The 17,090-nt window shown below is 72.6% G+C and carries 20 protein-coding genes and 1 tRNA gene; 6 read left to right on the forward strand and 15 right to left on the reverse strand.

What is annotated here, in order from left to right; translation table 11 throughout:
- Window positions 1–96 precede the first annotated feature (96 nt).
- Window positions 97–555, reverse strand: coding sequence for a MarR family winged helix-turn-helix transcriptional regulator (locus GBN72_RS22660; RefSeq protein WP_151773691.1), 459 nt, complete (start codon window positions 553–555; stop codon window positions 97–99).
- A 458-nt stretch (window positions 556–1,013) separates the two neighbouring features.
- On the opposite strand from GBN72_RS22660, the gene GBN72_RS22670 reads away from it, so the two are divergent.
- Window positions 1,014–1,208, forward strand: coding sequence for a hypothetical protein (locus tag GBN72_RS22670; protein WP_151773692.1), 195 nt, complete (start codon window positions 1,014–1,016; stop codon window positions 1,206–1,208).
- 1,070 nt (window positions 1,209–2,278) lie between these two features.
- Here the strand turns inward: GBN72_RS22670 and GBN72_RS22675 are convergent.
- The 4 genes from GBN72_RS22675 to GBN72_RS22690 all read right to left on the reverse strand — a co-directional run bounded on the left by GBN72_RS22675 (window position 2,279) and on the right by GBN72_RS22690 (window position 5,043).
- Window positions 2,279–3,166, reverse strand: a complete 888-nt coding sequence (locus tag GBN72_RS22675; protein ID WP_151773693.1) for an RNA polymerase sigma factor SigF — start codon at window positions 3,164–3,166, stop codon at window positions 2,279–2,281.
- 243 nt (window positions 3,167–3,409) lie between these two features.
- A complete protein-coding gene (locus tag GBN72_RS22680; protein ID WP_174887179.1) occupies window positions 3,410–4,348 on the reverse strand; it encodes an RNA polymerase sigma factor SigF in 939 nt (312 codons plus the stop codon).
- Window positions 4,349–4,526: 178 nt separating this feature from the next.
- Window positions 4,527–4,820 carry a Dabb family protein gene (locus GBN72_RS22685; RefSeq protein ID WP_151773695.1) on the reverse strand — a complete coding sequence of 98 codons (294 nt, stop codon included), beginning with the start codon at window positions 4,818–4,820 and terminating at the stop codon, window positions 4,527–4,529.
- A 40-nt stretch (window positions 4,821–4,860) separates the two neighbouring features.
- Window positions 4,861–5,043: a hypothetical protein gene (locus tag GBN72_RS22690; protein WP_151773696.1), complete on the reverse strand. Its 183-nt coding sequence runs from the start codon at window positions 5,041–5,043 to the stop codon at window positions 4,861–4,863.
- 245 nt (window positions 5,044–5,288) lie between these two features.
- On the opposite strand from GBN72_RS22690, the gene GBN72_RS22695 reads away from it, so the two are divergent.
- From GBN72_RS22695 to GBN72_RS22710, 4 genes are all read left to right on the forward strand, one after another.
- Window positions 5,289–5,687 (forward strand): hypothetical protein, encoded by a 399-nt coding sequence (locus GBN72_RS22695; protein ID WP_246212768.1) that lies wholly within the window; start codon window positions 5,289–5,291, stop codon window positions 5,685–5,687.
- A gap of 31 nt (window positions 5,688–5,718) precedes the next feature.
- Window positions 5,719–7,794, forward strand: a complete 2,076-nt coding sequence (locus GBN72_RS22700) for a hypothetical protein (RefSeq protein WP_151773697.1) — start codon at window positions 5,719–5,721, stop codon at window positions 7,792–7,794.
- An 86-nt stretch (window positions 7,795–7,880) separates the two neighbouring features.
- Entirely contained in the window at window positions 7,881–8,327 is a 447-nt protein-coding gene (locus tag GBN72_RS22705) for a hypothetical protein (protein WP_151773698.1), read from the forward strand.
- Window positions 8,328–8,437: 110 nt separating this feature from the next.
- Window positions 8,438–8,974: a hypothetical protein gene (locus GBN72_RS22710; RefSeq protein WP_246212770.1), complete on the forward strand. Its 537-nt coding sequence runs from the start codon at window positions 8,438–8,440 to the stop codon at window positions 8,972–8,974.
- A gap of 50 nt (window positions 8,975–9,024) precedes the next feature.
- Here the strand turns inward: GBN72_RS22710 and GBN72_RS22715 are convergent, their stop codons facing one another.
- The 5 genes from GBN72_RS22715 to GBN72_RS34255 all read right to left on the reverse strand — a co-directional run bounded on the left by GBN72_RS22715 (window position 9,025) and on the right by GBN72_RS34255 (window position 11,690).
- Entirely contained in the window at window positions 9,025–9,771 is a 747-nt protein-coding gene (locus GBN72_RS22715) for a hypothetical protein (protein WP_151773699.1), read from the reverse strand.
- A gap of 176 nt (window positions 9,772–9,947) precedes the next feature.
- Window positions 9,948–10,032, reverse strand: a tRNA-Ser gene (locus GBN72_RS22720).
- A 67-nt stretch (window positions 10,033–10,099) separates the two neighbouring features.
- Window positions 10,100–10,531 (reverse strand): tRNA adenosine(34) deaminase TadA, encoded by a 432-nt coding sequence (gene tadA / locus GBN72_RS22725; protein WP_151773808.1) that lies wholly within the window; start codon window positions 10,529–10,531, stop codon window positions 10,100–10,102.
- A gap of 156 nt (window positions 10,532–10,687) precedes the next feature.
- Window positions 10,688–11,239 (reverse strand): tRNA adenosine deaminase-associated protein, encoded by a 552-nt coding sequence (locus GBN72_RS22730; RefSeq protein WP_151773809.1) that lies wholly within the window; start codon window positions 11,237–11,239, stop codon window positions 10,688–10,690.
- A gap of 208 nt (window positions 11,240–11,447) precedes the next feature.
- Window positions 11,448–11,690 (reverse strand): hypothetical protein, encoded by a 243-nt coding sequence (locus tag GBN72_RS34255; RefSeq protein WP_218956869.1) that lies wholly within the window; start codon window positions 11,688–11,690, stop codon window positions 11,448–11,450.
- Window positions 11,691–11,913: 223 nt separating this feature from the next.
- On the opposite strand from GBN72_RS34255, the gene upp reads away from it, so the two are divergent.
- Window positions 11,914–12,549, forward strand: a complete 636-nt coding sequence (upp, locus tag GBN72_RS22735) for a uracil phosphoribosyltransferase (RefSeq protein ID WP_151773700.1) — start codon at window positions 11,914–11,916, stop codon at window positions 12,547–12,549.
- 199 nt (window positions 12,550–12,748) lie between these two features.
- Here upp and GBN72_RS22740 read toward each other — a convergent pair whose 3' ends face one another.
- From GBN72_RS22740 to GBN72_RS22760, 5 genes are all read right to left on the reverse strand, one after another.
- Window positions 12,749–13,381 carry a LytR C-terminal domain-containing protein gene (locus GBN72_RS22740; RefSeq protein ID WP_151773810.1) on the reverse strand — a complete coding sequence of 211 codons (633 nt, stop codon included), beginning with the start codon at window positions 13,379–13,381 and terminating at the stop codon, window positions 12,749–12,751.
- Window positions 13,382–13,497: 116 nt separating this feature from the next.
- The gene (locus GBN72_RS22745; protein WP_009067182.1) at window positions 13,498–13,794 is read right to left on the reverse strand and encodes a type II toxin-antitoxin system VapB family antitoxin; all 297 of its coding nucleotides are present in this window, start codon (window positions 13,792–13,794) and stop codon (window positions 13,498–13,500) included.
- 311 nt (window positions 13,795–14,105) lie between these two features.
- A complete protein-coding gene (locus tag GBN72_RS22750; RefSeq protein ID WP_151773701.1) occupies window positions 14,106–14,702 on the reverse strand; it encodes an HhH-GPD-type base excision DNA repair protein in 597 nt (198 codons plus the stop codon).
- Window positions 14,703–14,770: 68 nt separating this feature from the next.
- Window positions 14,771–16,030 (reverse strand): cation:proton antiporter, encoded by a 1,260-nt coding sequence (locus GBN72_RS22755; RefSeq protein WP_151773702.1) that lies wholly within the window; start codon window positions 16,028–16,030, stop codon window positions 14,771–14,773.
- 4 nt (window positions 16,031–16,034) lie between these two features.
- Entirely contained in the window at window positions 16,035–16,520 is a 486-nt protein-coding gene (locus GBN72_RS22760) for a cation:proton antiporter regulatory subunit (RefSeq protein WP_501207495.1), read from the reverse strand.
- Window positions 16,521–17,090: the final 570 nt, after the last annotated feature.

The raw sequence follows: 17,090 nt of genomic DNA on the forward strand, positions 1-17,090 counted from the left end.
ACGCCGCCGGAGGTCCCTCCCCCGTGCTCGGCGCTGGCCCGCACACCGGCTGGTGTGGTGGTTGCCATACGTTTCCTTCGTCTACTGGGTGGTCGTCTACTGGGTGTGCTGCGTGGTCGTGGTGCGACGGCAGTCGCCGAAGCTCTGCCGGAAGCGCGTCATCAGCTCGGTGAGCCGGGTGACGTCCTCGTCGCTCCAGTCGTCGAGCCACTCGGAGAGCAGCGCGGTCGACCGGCGGGACAGGTCCGCGATCTGGTCGTGGCCCGCGTCGGTGAGACGCAGCAGGCGTGACCGCTTGTCGTCCGGGTCGGGCAGCCGCTCGACCCATCCGCGGTCGGCGACGTGCGAGACGTGCCGGCTGCACACGGAGATGTCCACCGCGAGCAGCTCGGCGAGCCGGCTCAGGCGCATGTCCCCGTGGCGGTCCAGGAGGGTCAGCACGGCGGCCGATCCGGACGGGCACTCGGGGGGCAGCTGCCGCCCCAGTTCCCGTTTGACGGCGCCGACGGCGCTGAGCTGTCTCAGCAGCTCCTCGAACTGCGCCTGCCTGGCCATCCAGCCTCCCGGGGACCCTGCCGATTCGTTGCCATACGCAACCGTAGGAGTAGTTGGTTGCAGTAGGCAAATGAAATCGGTGTTACCTACATCAAAACTTGGCAAAGGCAAGTATTGGCGAAAGTGAAGGTTCGGTAAGAGTGCAGGTCACGGCCGGTTCGGGCGGGTTGGCACCGGTTTCGGGGGCCGGGGCGGGTGGTGGATCCGAGGGCGGGTCGGGTCCCGGGTCCGGTGCGGAACCGGGTGCCGAACCGGCTGCCGGGTGCCGGGCCGGGGGCGGAACCGGGTGCCGGGTGCCGGGCCGGGTGCGCGTCGGATCTTGCCGCCCCGGTCGGCGGACGGGCGGGTGGGCGCGCCGTGCGGGCCCGAGGGAGGTTCCGGGCAGGCCGGGGGTCGGTTCCGGGCCGGTTGCGGACAGCACTTGGGGGAGTGCCCGCCATTCGCTAGGGTCGTGGACCATGGCTAACACCCAGGGCCCCCAGGGCAATTACGACCCGGCCGGCAGCACTCAGATGTTCCGCGCGTTCGTCGACGAGGCGCCGCAGGCGCGTCAGCAGCAGGCGGCTCCCGCGGGACCCCGGATCGGCTTGATCCTCGGCGTCGTCGCCGTCGTGGTGGTCGTCGCCGCGGTGGCGTGGCTGGCGCTCTCCTAGGAACACACACGGTGCACCGGGCGGCGGCCCGGGGCGCCGCGTACGACAAGCAGGCCGCCGACCCCCTTCGCCGGGGCCGGCGGCCTGTCGTCGTCACGGCCCGCAACCACGGATCGGGCCCACGGCCCGGGCGCCCGGCCCCGGACGCACCGGCACGGGCGCACCGGCACCGGGCGGCCCGGACCCGGCAGCTCGGCATGCGGGACGGATCCGGCGGACCGACCCGTGGACTGGAGCCGGCAGACCGGTGTGCGAATGAGATCCCGTGGATCCGCCCGTGAACCGGGCCCGGCGGACCGGCTCGCGGGCCGGATCCGGAAAGCCCGGTGGCGCGTGCGGACAGCGTTCGGCGGATCGCCCGTGGTCTGGGTCCGGCGTACCGGCTTGCGGGCCGGATTCGGAGCCCGGTGGCCCGGCGTGCGGACAGCGTTCGGCGGATCGCCCGCGGTCTGGGTCCGGCGTACCGGCTTGCGTACCGGATTCGGAGCCCGATGGCCCGGAGTGCGGACGGGGCCCGGCGAATCGGCCGGACCGGACCCGGCGGACGGAGTGCGGACGGGGTCCGCGGATCGGCCCGTGGATCGGGTCCGGCGGACCGGCGTGCGGACGGCGTCCGGCAGATCGGCCTGCGGACTCGGCCCGCGGATCGGCCCGCGGATCGGCCCGCGGACCGGACCCGGCGGGCGAGGCCCGGTGGACCGGTCCGGTGCCGGGTTGCGGTTGCGGATGGGGTCCGGTGGATCGGTTCGTGGAGTGGACCTGGCGGACGGGCCCCTGGACCGGACCCGGTGGACCGGCTCGCGGACCGGGACCCGGACGGCCCGGTGCGCCGGTGTGCGGGCTGGGTGCCGTGGGCCGACCCTGGCGGACCGGACCGGGACGGCCTGGGCGACCCGGTCCGGATCTGGAAGCCTCGGCGGCCCGGTGGACCGGATCGCGGAGGCGGATCCGGAGGCCCGGACCGGGGTGGCTCGCGGTGGCCCCCGGCCCGAGGCGGAACGCCCAGTTGCCCGGGGGCCCAGCTGCCCGGTGGCCCGCTTCGGGGCCGGACGGGTTGCGCGGGCCGGCGGTCAGTCCGCGATCAGACCCTCCCGCAGCTGCGCCAGCGTGCGGGTCAGCAGCCGGGAGACGTGCATCTGCGAGATCCCGACCTCCTCGCCGATCTGGGACTGCGTCATGTTGGCGAAGAAGCGCAGCGTGATGATCCGGCGCTCCCGCGGGGGCAGCTTGGCCAGCAGCGGCTTCAGCGACTCGCGGTACTCCACGCCCTCCAGCGCGGTGTCCTCGTACCCGAGGCGGTCGGCCAGCGAGCCCTCGCCGCCGTCGTCCTCCGGGGCGGGGGAGTCCAGCGAGGAGGCGGTGTAGGCGTTGCCCACCGCGAGGCCGTCGACCACGTCCTCCTCGGAGACGCCGAGGACCGCGGCGAGCTCGGAGACGGTGGGCGAGCGGTCCAGCTTCTGGGAGAGCTCGTCGCCGGCCTTGGTCAGCGCCAGGCGCAGCTCCTGGAGGCGACGGGGCACCCGCACCGACCAGGAGGTGTCACGGAAGAACCGCTTGATCTCGCCCACGACCGTCGGCATAGCGAAGGTCGGGAACTCCACGCCGCGCTCGCAGTCGAACCGGTCGATCGCCTTGATCAGACCGATGGTGCCGACCTGGACGATGTCCTCCATCGGCTCGTTGCGGCTGCGGAAGCGGGCCGCCGCGTACCGCACGAGGGGGAGGTTCAGCTCGATCAGGGTGTCCCGGACGTAGGCGCGCTCCGGGCTGTTCTCGTCGAGCGAGGCGAGCCGCAGGAAGAGGGAACGGGACAGCGTGCGGGTGTCGATGGCGGCCGGGGCGGCGGCGGGCGCCTGGACCGGTGCTTCGTCGAGGCCCGGGACATGGTCGAGCGAGTCGGGCGCGGACGCGCTCTTCGTGAGCGTGAGCACCTTCGAGCTGCCCTGGTCTGCGGACATGCCACCCCCTTTTGGGTCGCGGACGGTCGCGGCCGACGCCCCGTCGGGGAGCGCAGCCTTCACCTGAATACCGGAGCCTGAGTCCCGGCAAACACGCTTCCCGAAGAATGTCACAAGTCGGCAACGCGCCGTAGTGACTTGTCGACATGGATACGGTGAATCGGCGCAGCACAGAGGTCATGTGACGGCACGTCACGGCTCACCGTTGCAAAGGGGGGCGCACCGTCGAATCCCCCTTGAGGGCTATGCCTCGATCCTGTTTGCGGACCTCAGTCGCTGGAAGGAACGGGCCAGCAACCGGGAGACATGCATCTGGGAGACGCCCAGCTCGGCGCTGATCTGCGACTGCGTGAGGTTGTTGTAGTAGCGCAGCAGCAGGATGCGCTGCTCCCGCTCCGGCAGCTGCACCAGCAGGTGGCGGACCAGGTCGCGGTGCTCGACGCCGTCCAGCGCGGGGTCCTCGTAGCCGAGCCGGTCCAGCAGGCCGGGCATCCCGTCGCCCTCCTGGGCGGCCTCCAGCGAGGTCGCGTGGTAGGAACGGCCGGCCTCGATGCAGGTGAGGACCTCATCCTCGGAGATCCGGAGGCGCTCGGCGATCTCGGAGGTGGTCGGGGAGCGGCCGAAGGCGGTGGTGAGGTCCTCGGTGGCCGCGTTCACCTGGACCCACAGCTCGTGCAGGCGGCGCGGGACGTGCACGGTGCGGACGTTGTCGCGGAAGTAGCGCTTGATCTCGCCGACGACCGTGGGCATGGCGAAGGTGGGGAACTGGACGCCGCGGTCGGGGTCGAAGCGGTCGATGGCGTTGATCAGGCCGATGGTCCCGACCTGGACCACGTCCTCCATCGGTTCGTTGCGGCTGCGGAAGCGGGCGGCGGCGTAGCGGACCAGGGGAAGGTTGGCCTCGATCAGGGAGCCGCGCACGCGGTCGTGCTCGGGGGTGCCCGGCTGGAGCTGCTTGAGCTGCCCGAAGAGCACCTGTGTCAGGGCCCTGGTGTCGGCCCCCCGGGTGCCGCGTGCGCGCTCGGCGGGCTCGGCCCGTTCGGCGGGCCGGGGCCGTTCCACGGGAGCGCTCCGTTCGACGGGAGCGCACCGCTCGGTGCTCTCGGCGCGTGGGGCGGGTTCCTGGGACGGCACGGGAGGCGCAGTACTGGCCGGCACGGTCAACTCCACCTCGTCATCCATCAACACATCCGTCAAAAGCGGTCATAGCATCACAAGACGGAACAGGCGGTGCAAGCACCGCCCCCCTTGCCGTGTTGGCGGGCGTGGTGGCCTCCGGAGGCTTCGTGAGGCCTTCCCCGGACCGCGAAGGAGCCCCTCGCCGCGGTCGGCGAGGGGCTCCAGAAGCGATCTGAAACGGTCAGAATTCGTAGTCGGCGATCACCCAGGTGGCGAACTCGCGCCACAGGGCGACACCGGCCTGGTGCTCCGGGTGCTCGATGTAGGTGCGGAGCGCCTCGGCGTCCTCCACCGCGGAGTTGATGGCGAAGTCGTGGGCGATCGGGCGGTCGCTGATGTTCCAGCCGCACTCCCAGAAGCGCAGCTCCGGAATCTTGTCCCCGAGCGCGGCGAAGACGCGCGCTCCCTCGACGACCCGCGGGTCGTCGCGCTCGACGCCGTCGTTCAGCTTGAAGAGGACCAGGTGGCGGATCACGGGAACTCCCGGGGCGCGGGGGCCGCGAGGGTCTTCGCCGTCAGCTGTCGCCGCCGCCCCGCGCGACCCACGTCATGAAGTCGCCGACGGCGGAGGCGGCCGCGGAGATGCCCTCGAAGCCCATTTCGACATAGCCGGCAGCGGTGTGTGGATCGGTGATGATGACGTAGAGGGCGAACACCACGACGATGCCCAGAACTATCGTCTTCGCGTTCGCCGCCATCGCGGTCCCTCCCCCGTGCCGCCGGCCGATCTGCTGCCGCGGGGGAGTCTAGCTGGGCCTTCCCCCGACGGCACACCGTGCTTCCCGCGCCTTCCGCCGTCGCGCGCAGAGGCGTCCCGGCGGGCGACCCGTCCCTGTCAACGGCGCGTCACCATGTGTAGTGGGGCCGGTACGCTGCGCGACAGGATGGTGCGGGGCGTGACCGGCTCCCGCGCGGGACCGGGCGTGGACGAGGAGCGTGGGCGATGGCGGATCAACCCGTCGGTACGGGACCGGGGCGGCCTCCGGCCGGATCGGGCCGAGGGCCGGGCAGCCCCGACCTGGCCTCCTCCCCGGCGGAGAAGAACGCCGCCGCACGGGCCATCGAGCAGCACATCGAGCCCGGCACGCAGCGGGCCGGACGCCGCGCGGCGGAGGACACCGGCACCGCCGTCACGGCCTTCGGCGCCAAGGACGGCGACGGCTGGGCGACCGCGACGGCGCTGGCCAAGGCCCTGACCGTCTGGGGCGATCAGCTGAAGAACCTGATGGACCGGCTGGCCTCCGAGAAGGACGCGCTGCGCGCCGGCGACAACGTCCTGACCGGCACCGATCTCGCGGTGGGCGGCACGGCCCGGGAGATCTCCGTACTGGACCGGTTCTGAGCGGCCGCAGGGGAACCGGAGGAGAAGAGGAATGCCGACCTACCACGAGATCATGGACACCGACCTCGCGTCGCTCACCACCGCGGCGGAGAGCTGGGACGCGATGGCCGCCGAGTTCGCCGAGCAGGAGGAGGCCTACCGGCGCGACGTGGAGGGCATCTCCCTGGGCAAGGGCTGGTCGGGCCTGAGCGCCCAGGCCGCGAACGGCCGCTTCCGCGTCACCCTGGAGGAGTTCCGGCACGCGCAGACCGAGGCGAAGGCGGTGGCCTCGCTGCTGAGGGACGCGCACACCCAGTTCGCCGAGGTGCGGGGACGGCTCGGGGCGGCACGCCAGGAGGCCGTCGAGGCGGGCATGAGGGTCTCCGACCAGGGCCTGGTGAGCCCCGACGCCGAGCGGACGACCGACCGGGAGCACGGGACGTCCCGCGACGACCCCGGCTCCGCGGACACCGTCCGCTCATGGCAGGAACGCCTGCACACGATCGTCCGGCACGCGACGGACGCCGACCTGGGCGTCCGTGTCGCTCTGGACGCCGTGATGGTCGACCCGGACCCGGTCCGTGGAGGCAACGGCTTCAACGGGCAGGCGCGGGGCGACGTCGAGACGTACGAGGGCCGGGCGGCGGAGCGGGTGCTGGCGCGGCTGGGCAGGGGCGAGAGGCTGTCCGCGGGGGAGATCGCGGGCCTTCACCGCGCCTTCCGCGACAACCAGGACGACCCGGCGTTCTCCCGCGCCCTCCTGGACGGGCTCGGGGCGCGCGGGACCGTCACGCTGGCCAACGAGGTGAACGACCTCGTCCACGTGCGGGGCGGGGACCGCGTCGGGGACTACGAGGCGATCGGGAGCGGCCTGGCGAACGCGCTGGCCTCGGCCACGCGGGACACCGGGTCGCGGTGGTACGAGGAGTGGCGCGCGGACCTGCGCGAAGCGGGGGCCGACCGCCACGCCACGGACTTCCACGGCGCTCGTCTCGACAAGGCCGTCGGGTACCAGTCGCTGGTCACGTTGATGCGGCAGGGCGACGGCTACTCGGCCGGCATGCTGTCGGACCTCACCGACGACATGATCGCGGCCGAGAGGAAGGACCCGGGCATCTGGCAGCTCAAGCACGAGTACAGCGGTGAGCGGGACGGCTGGTTCGCCAACGACCCCGTCGACGGCATGCTCGGCATCATGAGCCGCGACCCCGAGACCGCGGCCCAGTACCTGAGCGACGACGGGAACATGACGTACCTGGTGAAGGAACGGGACTGGGACGTCGTCCTCCACGAACGTGAGGGAGCGAAGTCGAGCACGTACGCGTCCGGCCTCGACGGCGACGACCGCCGCGGGTTCGGCGCCGCGCTGCTCGCCGGGGCGACCGGGATCGATCCGTCCGACCCGAACGGGCGACACGTCGAACACACCGGCCGGAACGAGGACGTCCTCAGGACGGCGCTCAGGCACTTCGCGGACCGCGGGGACGACTTCCCCTCATCCCTGCGGGAACCGATGGCGACGATGCTGGCCAACCACGGGGACACCGTGCACCGGGCCATGAGCGACGTCGACATGGGCGCGGCGCCGCTGGACCAGACCCAGCTCGTCGAGGTCGCCAAGCAGGTCTCCAAGGACCGTGACGCGTACAGCGTGCTGAACGCCGGGATGAACCAGGCGATCGTGTCCGACATGCAGAGCGACGCGGCGAGCGGGGTGTCGGGGTCGAGGGAGTCCCTGATCCGGGCCGGCCGCACGGTCGGCTTCCTGGAGGAGGCCCGCACGCAGGCCCAGGGCGACCCGGAGGTCGCGGAGTTCGCCGGCAAGCCGGTGCTCGACACGGCGATCGGCTACCTGCCGGTGGTCAGTACACCGGCCCAGCAGGCCGTGGACTACGTCACCGAGCAGTGGCTCGGGGACGAGCAGAAGCGGCTGGAGGAACAGCGGACCGAGGGCGACATCGCGGCCTACGAGGCGAGAAACCGGCAACTGATGGCGCTCGCGGAGCAGTGGGAGGAGGGCCACGACTTCGGGGCCGACGGCGACATGGGCGTGAAGAACCTCATCAACGCGTACGCGGAGGACGGGATCAAGCACGCCCGAGGCGTGTCCGGAAAGCAGGGCGGGTGAGACTCGCGAGACGGCTGGCGCGGATCGGGCTGCTTGCGTTGGGTGTTCTGGCGACTTCCTGCGCCGGAGGGCCGAAGGACGGAGCCGTGCCGGAGACGGTGTGCGGGACACGGATCGCTCCTGGTCTCGTCCGTCCGCTGCTGGCGTCGACGGACGGCCTCGACGAGTACAGCCGGGTGGACCGGAAGGAAGCGGTCTCCGCGCCCTGCACGCTCCGGGCGGAGGGCAAGCAGGTACTGGCCCTGTTCTTCTACTGGACCGACGGGGCACCCCAGGTGACCGAGCCCGACTACGACCCGTCCGGATTCCAGGCGCTCACCGGGACGAAGCCCGTGCACCTCGGTGACGGGGCGGTCGTGGGGAAGAACGGGGCGGTCGTCACCACGCCGTGCCGCACCGCGGGTGGGAAGCACTTCACGCTGAAGCTGTACCTGCCGCAGGTGGCCCCGCCGGACGCCGGTCACCGCGCGGACATCGAGCGGTTCATGCGGGCCTACTTCCCCGCGACGGTGGAGACGCTGGACTGCCGGTGACGCACGGACCGCCCCGCCGCGGCGGCCCGGCGGACGCCCCTGCCCGCTGTGACCGGCACTCCTCCAGCGGCGTGCCATCAGCGAGACTGCTCGCACGCAGCATGAGAGGGATGGCCGTGCCGACCAGCTACAAAGTCCAGATAGGCGTGTCGATGCTCCTCGCCGGGCTGGCCGCGATCGCAGTGGTCCTGACCCTGCTGCCAGGAAGGCCGGTGGTGCCTGAGGCTGTCGGCCTCACCCTGTTCGGGCTGGTGTTCCCGGTATTCGGGAGCGCGATGGTGCGGTGTTACCGAGCGGGTGTTCAGGCCCGGGGCCCAGAGGTTCTCGTCGTGCTGTGGGACACCCCCCGATGGGTGCGGGTTGCGGCAGGGACTCTCACCGCCGGCGTGGTGCTGTGTGTCGCCCTCGGCGGAGGTGCGGCCGGCGGGCAGCCGGAGCGCACGGCGGAGGGCTACTACCTCAACCATCACGGGGACCGGCAACCGGTGAGCCGCGCAACGTACGAGTCGGCACTCAAGTCAGGGGTGCGAGGGTTCGACGCCGCAGCAACCTTCTTCTTCGCGGTGTCCGCCCTCATGGCCGCTGCTGCCTGTCGGGCGGAGGAGGAGGCGCTGGCCGAGTGGGGGTGGGCTCGGCGCGAGGTGTGAGGACTTCGGCGAGACGGCACGTGGGTGCCGGTGGGCCGCACGCGCATCGGTCAGAAGGGAGGTTCGAGATCGCCACGGACATCGCTGTGTGGCCCCCCGTCCCAGGGCTCCTCCCGGAGGGGTTCAGGATCGGGGACGTCGTGGCCCCATGCTTCGAGTGCCTTCCAGGCAACGCGCCGGTCGGTGGCGTGGCCGCTGGTGTCCAGGATGGCGCGCGCGTGCACGGCGAGGCGGTCCCGGTGCCCGGCGAGCGCGGGGTGTTCGGCGAGGATGAGCGCGGCGACGACGGCGGCTTCGCGCACGTCCTCGTGGCTGTCCTGGAGGAAGGGCGCGACGGCCCGGTACAGCATCGGGCGCAGGTCCCGGAAGGCTCCCGTGGGGCCGCCGTGGGCGAGGAAGCCAGGAACGTACTGCTGTATGCGGCCGACGGCCTCGTCGGAGGCGTCGTAGGCCGTGGAAGCCAACCAGTGCAACAGCGTCGCGCGGACAGGGACGTTGCGATAGGGCCGGAGGGTCATGGCCGCCGGGTGGGTGAGGATGCCGGCGACATACACGGCGACGGGGGCGGTGGCTTCGTAGAGGGTGTTCTGGTGGTGGACCAGCTCACCCAGCTCCGACAGGGCGGAGACCTGAACCCTCGGATCGGGTTCCAGCAGCCGTGCGAGAACCCTGGGAAGGTCCCCACCGTTCCCGAAAGCCGTCTCGAGCGCATCCCAATCGGTCTCCGCCAGGACTACCTGGTAGGGCGGCAGGCCGGGCTCATGGGGTGCCCCGGCGTGGGAACGGCTGTGGTTCACAGGCCGAACCTAGACCCCACTTCCGACAGTGATGCATCGGCAGGGTGTCGATCTCCTCGGGCGGCAGGAACCGGGGCGGCCTCGTCGGCCGAACCGGCCGGCTGCGACGGAAACCGAGACGGAGACGAAGACGGACGAAGGGCCCGGTCCAACGGACCGGGCCCTTCATCTACCAGCGGTAGCGGAGGGATTTGAACCCTCGGTGACTTGCGCCACACTCGCTTTCGAGGCGAGCTCCTTCGGCCGCTCGGACACGCTACCGAGGGAGACTTTACAGCACGGTGGGCGCTGCGCAGAAATCCGTTTGGGCGGGGGCCCCCGCAGGCGCTCAGCGGGTGCGGAAGAAGTCGGTGAGCAGGCGCGCGCAGTCGTCGGCGAGGACGCCTTCGACCACCTCGGGGCGGTGGTTGAGGCGCCGGTCGCGGACCAGGTCCCACAGCGAGCCGGCGGCGCCGGCCTTCTCGTCGCGGGCGCCGTAGACGACCCGGTCGACGCGGGCCTGCACCAGCGCCCCCGCGCACATCACGCACGGTTCGAGGGTCACCACGAGCGTGCAGCCGGGCAGCCGCCACTCACCCCGCGCGGCGGCGGCGCGGCGCAGTGCCAGCACCTCGGCGTGGGCGGTGGGGTCACCCGTGGCCTCGCGTTCGTTGTGGCCGACGGACAGCACCGTGGCGCCGTCGGGGGCGAGCACGACGGCGCCCACCGGGACGTCGCCACCCGGCAGCGCAGCCCGCGCCTGGTCCAGCGCAAGGCCCATGACGGGCCGCCAGGGGTCGCGCACGGGGTCGACAGGGCCGGTGGGGCTGGCCGGGCCGCCGGGGCCGGGCGTGTCGGGGCCGGGGGTGTCGGTACGGCTCCGCCCCGCACCCGGGAGGGGGCGCGGGGCGGTGGGGTCGGTGGTCACACGGGGACGTTAGCGGACCGTCTCCAGGACCTCGGAGGCGCCGACCGCCTCGGCGATGGTGTTCAGCGCGTCGTTCGGCTCCAGGGAGCGGAGCTCCTTCTCGCTGACGCCGAGGTCCTCGAGGACCTCCCCGTCGCCGACCGGTCCGTGCGGCACCGGGCCGCCGGCGCCGGCCACGCCGTCGTCGTCGTCGGAATCGTCGAGCAGGTCCTGCGGCTCCCCGTCCTCGGTGCCGTCCAGGTCGAGCGCGTCCAGGTCGGTGGTGTCGTCCTCCTCCGGCTCGCGGCCGAGCACATCGTCGGTGAGCAGGATCTCGCCGTACGAGCTGCGGCGGGCGGCCGCGGCGTTGGACACGTAGATGCGAGGGTCGTCCTCGCCGTCCACGCGCACCACGCCGAACCAGGCGTCCTCCTGCTCGATCAGCACCAGAACCGTGTCGTCGTCGGGCGAGGCTTCGCGGGCCAGATCGGCCAGGTCCGCCAGGGTCTCCACATCGTCGATCTCCGTGTCGCTCGCTTCCCACCCGTCTTCGGTGCGCGCGAGCAGTGCGGCGAAGTACACCGTGACTCTCCCACTGGTCATAGGTGTGCCGGTTGGGGTTCCCCCCGGCGGGGTCACGGGCGGGGGACCGAGGTGTCCGAGGTTCCCGCCCACTCGGAATCGTGGCAGAAACCTCGCTCGCAGGGGATGTCTTCGACTCCCTGTGTCTGGCTCTTTTGATCGTGACCGGCCCCGGAGCCCTTCCCGCGCACGGCGCGTCGTGGTGCTCCTACCAGCGGAAGGTGCGCATGCGCATGGCGTGGCGCAGGCGCGCCGCCTTGGCGCGGCGGGGCTGTACGCGGTCGCGCAGCTCCCGGGCCTCGGCCAGGTCGCGCAGGAACTGGGCCCGGCGGCGGCGCCGCTCCTCGTCCGTCTCCGGCGGCCTGGCCGGGCGTGGCGGGGGAGGCGGCTCGGCGCTCCGGCGGCGCGTGGTGGCGGACGTGAGCGGAGGCGGCGGCGGAGGCTCCTCCACCTGTGGCTTCCGCGCCTGTCCACCGGACGGCTGCCGTCGTGCCGCCTGCTCTCGGGAACTGCGGCGGTCGGGCACAGCATCACCACCCCGGTCCGGTCTGTCCGTGTTCCTTCCACCTTCCCTCGGACGACGGATTCGATGCCGCCCGGATGCCGCGACGGGGCGCCGGCGGGGACCGGACGGCCTGGTGAACCGTGCTTCCGGGCCCGGTTACTGTGGAGCAATGCGTCTCCACGTCGTCGACCACCCGCTGGTCGCCCACAAGCTCTCGACCCTGCGCGACCGGCGCACCGATTCCGCGACCTTCCGTCGGCTCGCCGACGAGCTCGTCACCCTGCTGGCCTACGAGGCCACCCGTGACGTACGTACCGAGCAGGTCGAGATCGAGACCCCGGTGGCCACCACCACCGGCACCCGGCTGTCCCACCCGCGCCCGCTGGTGGTGCCGATCCTCCGGGCCGGCCTGGGCATGCTGGACGGCATGGTCCGCCTGCTGCCGACCGCCGAGGTGGGCTTCCTGGGCATGGTGCGCAACGAGGAGACGCTGACCGCGTCCACCTACGCCACCCGCATGCCGGAGGACCTGTCCGGGCGTCAGGTGTACGTCCTGGACCCGATGCTGGCCACCGGTGGCACGCTGGTCGCGGCCATCCGCGAGCTGATCGAGCGCGGCGCCGACGACGTGACGGCCGTGGTGCTGCTGGCCGCGCCGGAGGGCGTGGAGGTCATGGAGCGCGAGCTGGCGGACGTGCCGGTCACCGTGGTCACCGCCTCGATCGACGAGCGGCTCAACGAGAACGGCTACATCGTGCCCGGCCTGGGCGACGCGGGCGACCGCATGTACGGCTCGGCGGAGTGACGGCCGCCCGCTCGGCGGGTGGGGCGACCTCGCCCTCCGGCGCGGACCTGGCCTGAGCCGGGGCCGCCCCGGAGGGCGAGGTCGTTTCCGGGCGTGCCCCGGGGGGCGGGTCGCGCTGTGCGCGCTCCGGCGTTCGGACCCGCGGGCGGGCCTGCGGGCGGGCCTGCGGTGCCTGCGGGCCCGCGGTGCGCGTGCGGGCTCAGCAGCCCTTCCTGGTGGCCTTCGGGTCCGGCGCCGGCGCGGTCAGGGCGGTGAGCGCCTTGTCGGCGTCGACGGGCGTGGCGAGGTCCTTGAAGGCGTCGCCGATGATCAGGTCGACCACCGGGGTCTTCGCCTTCCCGTCCGGCCGCCGCGCGGCGTCCGGCCTGACCTCGGCTCCGGCGAGCTGAGTGCCCAGCACCGGCAGCACGGTGTCGGCGGTGTCCGGCGCGCCCATCAACAGCCCGGCGCCCTTCACCTTCTTGTCGTACTCCGCGGGCGCGTTGCCCACCTCGCCGATCCGGAAGCCGCGCTTCTTCAGCTCGTCGGCGGTCTTCTTGGCCAGACCCCCGCGAGTGGTGGCGTTGAGCACGTTGACGGTGATGCCGTCGGGCCGGGGATATGCCTTGGCGGGGGTGGGCGAGGGGCTCGGGCGGGTGGCGCACTCCGCGCTCGAGCCGGCCGCCGACGCCTCGTCGCCGCCGGTGAAGACGTCGATGAGCTGCAGCGTGCCCCAGCCGAGCACACCGAGCAGGGCGACGGGGAGCGCGGTCAGCGCGACGATCCTGCCGCGCTTCCTGGGCCGTCGCATGCGGGGGTAGGTCTTCCCCGTGACGCGGTACCGGCCGCCCATGCCGGGTGGGGTCAGCATGCTCATGAGCGCAGCGTAGTGCGCCCGGCCGGTGATGCATACAAGACGATCATCATCCCGGCGGGAATCAACCCGAAAGGGGCAACGGGTGCCGCCGATCAGTCCATCTCGAGCACGCGGGCGTGCAGCACCTGGCGCTGCTGGAGCGCGGCGCGGACCGCGCGGTGCAGGCCGTCCTCCAGGTAGAGGTCGCCCCGCCACTTCACGACGTGCGCGAAGAGGTCCCCGTAGAAGGTGGAGTCCTCGGCGAGGAGGGTCTCCAGGTCGAGCTGCCCCTTGGTCGTCACGAGCTGATCGAGGCGGACCGGGCGCGGCGCGACGTCCGCCCACTGCCGGGTGCTTTCCCGGCCGTGATCGGGGTACGGCCGGCCGTTTCCGATGCGCTTGAAGATCACACGGAAAGCCTACCGGGAGTGGTGTCCTCGGCGCAGCCACTGACGACGAACCGGGCCTCCCGGCCCGCGCCGCCCCGTGGAGGACGGCGCGGCGCCGGTGCCCCTGGGACGGCACCCGCGCGGACCGCTCACCGGGACCCGAACACCCGCATCCGGGCCGCCCTCGCGTACGGCACGGCTGCGGGACACGGGGCGGCGCGGTCACGGGGCGGCGCGGCCACCGGGCTGCGCCGTCACGGGGCCGCGCGGTCACCCGAAGGTGGCGGGCCTGCGGCGGGGCCACCTCGCGGTGGCGGTCCGGGCGGCGGCCACTACGCGTTCCTGGCGGCCTTCGCCGCCTTCGCCGCGGCCTTCATCTCCTGCTTGTGGGCCCGCACCTTCACCAGGGACTCCGGCCCCGTGATGTCCGCCACCGAGCGGAAGGAGCCCTCCTCCCCGTACGAGCCGGCCGCCTCGCGCCACCCCTGGGGAGCGACCCCCAGCTGCTTGCCGAGCAGGGCCAGGAAGATCTGCGCCTTCTGGGCGCCGAACCCCGGCAGCTCCTTCAGCCGCTTGAGCAGTTCCCCGCCGTCCGCGACGTCCCGCCAGACCGCCTCGGCGTCGCCGTCGTAGTGCTCCGCCAGGTACTGGCAGAGCTGCTGGATGCGCCCGGCCATCGAGCCGGGGTAGCGGTGCACGGCCGGCTTCTCCGAGAGCAGCGCCGCGAACGCCTCGGGGTCGTACGCGGCGATGTCGTGGGCGTCCAGGTCCTCCGCGCCCATCCGGTCGGCGATGGTGCGGGGTCCCTTGAACGCCCACTCCATCGGCACCTGCTGGTCGAGCAGCATGCCGACCAGTGCGGCGAGCGGGCTGCGGCCGAGCAGTTCGTCGGCAGGGGGGTCCTGGGCGAGGCGGAGGGTGACGTCCATGCAGACGATGATCCCGCGAGCCGGAACTTCCCGCTCCCCGGCCCCCGCCCCGCCCCCGCGGGGGACGCTCAGGACCGCTCGACGGGGTCCGCCTCGAGCCGTACCGCCGCGGGCGCCTCCGCGGAGCCGCCCTGCGCCACGGCCTTGGCGCCCGCCGCGCGACGGCGGGCCGACGCCCGGGTCAGCGCCAGGGCCACCGGCTGGGTGTAGCGCGCGGTGAGCGGGCCGACGATCACCAGGATCAGCACGTACGCCGTGGCCAGCGGACCCAGTCGCGGCTCGATGCCGGAGGTCACCGCCAGCCCCGCGATCACGATGGAGAACTCGCCGCGCGCCACCAGCGTCCCGCCGGCGCGCCACCGGCCGTTGACCGAGACACCGGCCCGCCGGGCAGCCCAGTAGCCGGTGGCGATCTTGCTGAGGGCGGTGACCACGGCCAGCGCCAGCGCGGGCAGCAGCACCGGCGGGATCTCGGCCGGGTCGGTGTGCAGGCCGAAGAAGACGAAGAACACGGCGGCGAACAGGTCCCGCAGCGGCGACAGCAGATGGTGCGCGCCCTCCGCGACCTCGCCGGACAGCGCGATGCCCACCAGGAACGCGCCGACCGCCGCCGACACCTGGAGCTGCTGGGCGACGCCCGCCACCAGCAGGGTCAGACCCAGCACCACCAGCAGCAGCTTCTCCGGGTCCTGGTGCGACACGAACCGGGAGATGTGCCGGCCGAACCGGACCGCCAGGAAGAGCACCAGCCCGGCGACGCCCAGGGCGATCGCCAGCGTCACGCTGCCGGCCGCGAGGCCCGAGCCGGCCAGCAGGGCCGTGATGATCGGCAGGTAGACCGCCATGGAGAGGTCCTCGAGGACCAGGATGCTCAGGATCACCGGGGTCTCCCGGTTGCCCACCCGTCCGAGGTCGTTCAGCACCTTGGCGATGACGCCGGAGGACGAGATCCAGGTGACGCCCGCCAGGACCACCGCCGCCACCGGGCCCCAGCCCAGCAGGAGCGCCATCGCGGCGCCCGGCAGCGCGTTGAGCACCATGTCGACCAGACCGGCCGGGTACTGCGTCTTCAGGTTGGTGACCAGGTCGGTGGCGGTGTACTCCAGGCCCAGCATCAGCAGGAGCAGGATCACGCCGATCTCGGCCCCGATCGCCACGAACTCCTCGCTGGCGCCCAGCGGCAGCAGCCCGCCCTCGCCGAAGGCGAGTCCGGCCAGCAGGTAGAGGGGGATCGGGGAGAACTGGAAGCGCCCGGCGAAGCGTCCGAGCAGGCCCAGTCCGAGGATGATGGCGCCGAATTCGATCAGGAACGTCGCGGTCGAATGCACCACATCACTCCTGTCCGAGTATCGTCGCGGCGGCCTCGACGCCCTCGCGGGTGCCGATCACGATGAGGATGTCGCCACCCGCGAGACGGAAGTCCGGCGTCGGCGAGGGGATCGCCTCGGCCCGGCGCATCACCGCGACGATCGACGCCCCGGTGCGCGTACGCATCTGCGTGTCGCCGAGCAGCCGGCCGTTCCAGCGCGCGGTGGCGGCGAGTTCGATGCGCTCGGCGACCAGGCCGAGGTCGCTGGCGGAGAGCAGGCTGGGGCTGTGGTGGGCCGGCATCAGCGCGTCGACCAGCGCCTGCGACTCACCGGCGGTGAGGTGCACCGACATCTCGGCGGCGTCCGGGTCGTCCTGGCGGTAGGCGGTGATGGTGCGGCTGCCGTCGCGCTGCGCCACGACCGAGACGCAGCGGTGCTCCCGCGTCGTCATGTCGTACCGCACTCCGATCCCTGGCAGGGGGGTGCTGCTGAGACGTGGAATTCCCACGGCAGTCCCTTTCGCTCATGCTCGTCCGGGTTTGTACCGGGTGGTATGTGTAATGGGCAGGTAAAAACCGCCTCCGCCACCTTAAGGGACCGTGCGCAAATGCCGGGATGGTGCCGTCGGGCGGGCGCGGGCGCGGGTTGGGGCGCGAGCGGGGGTGGAGGTAGGAGTGGGGGTCGGGCGCGGACCGGCCGCGGCCGGACGCGGACCGTGGTGAGCCTGCTCAACGGGCTGCTGCTGGTCGCCGTGAACGCCACCGGCACCCTCTTCGGGCCCTGGGTGTCCCCGAACCGCTGGGCCAGGGCATGGCCGGCGCCGCGATGCTCGGCACCGCACCGGGCCTGTTCGCGCCGGCCCGCTGTCGGCGGTGGGAGGAGGCGCGCACCATGATGTGGCCGACGGTGGTGGCGCTGGTGGGCCTGAGCGCGGTGACGCTGCTCAACTGGCGCCCGCTGGTGATGGTCCGGGGCGGCGGGATCGTCAGCTTCCTGTACTCCCCGGGCTGGGTGGTGGTCACCGTGCCGCCCTGTGGGCGGTGGCCACCGCGCTGCCGCACGCCCGCCGGCCGCGTAC

Source organism: Streptomyces abyssomicinicus, assembly GCF_008974245.1.
GTDB lineage: Bacteria > Actinomycetota > Actinomycetes > Streptomycetales > Streptomycetaceae > Streptomyces > Streptomyces abyssomicinicus.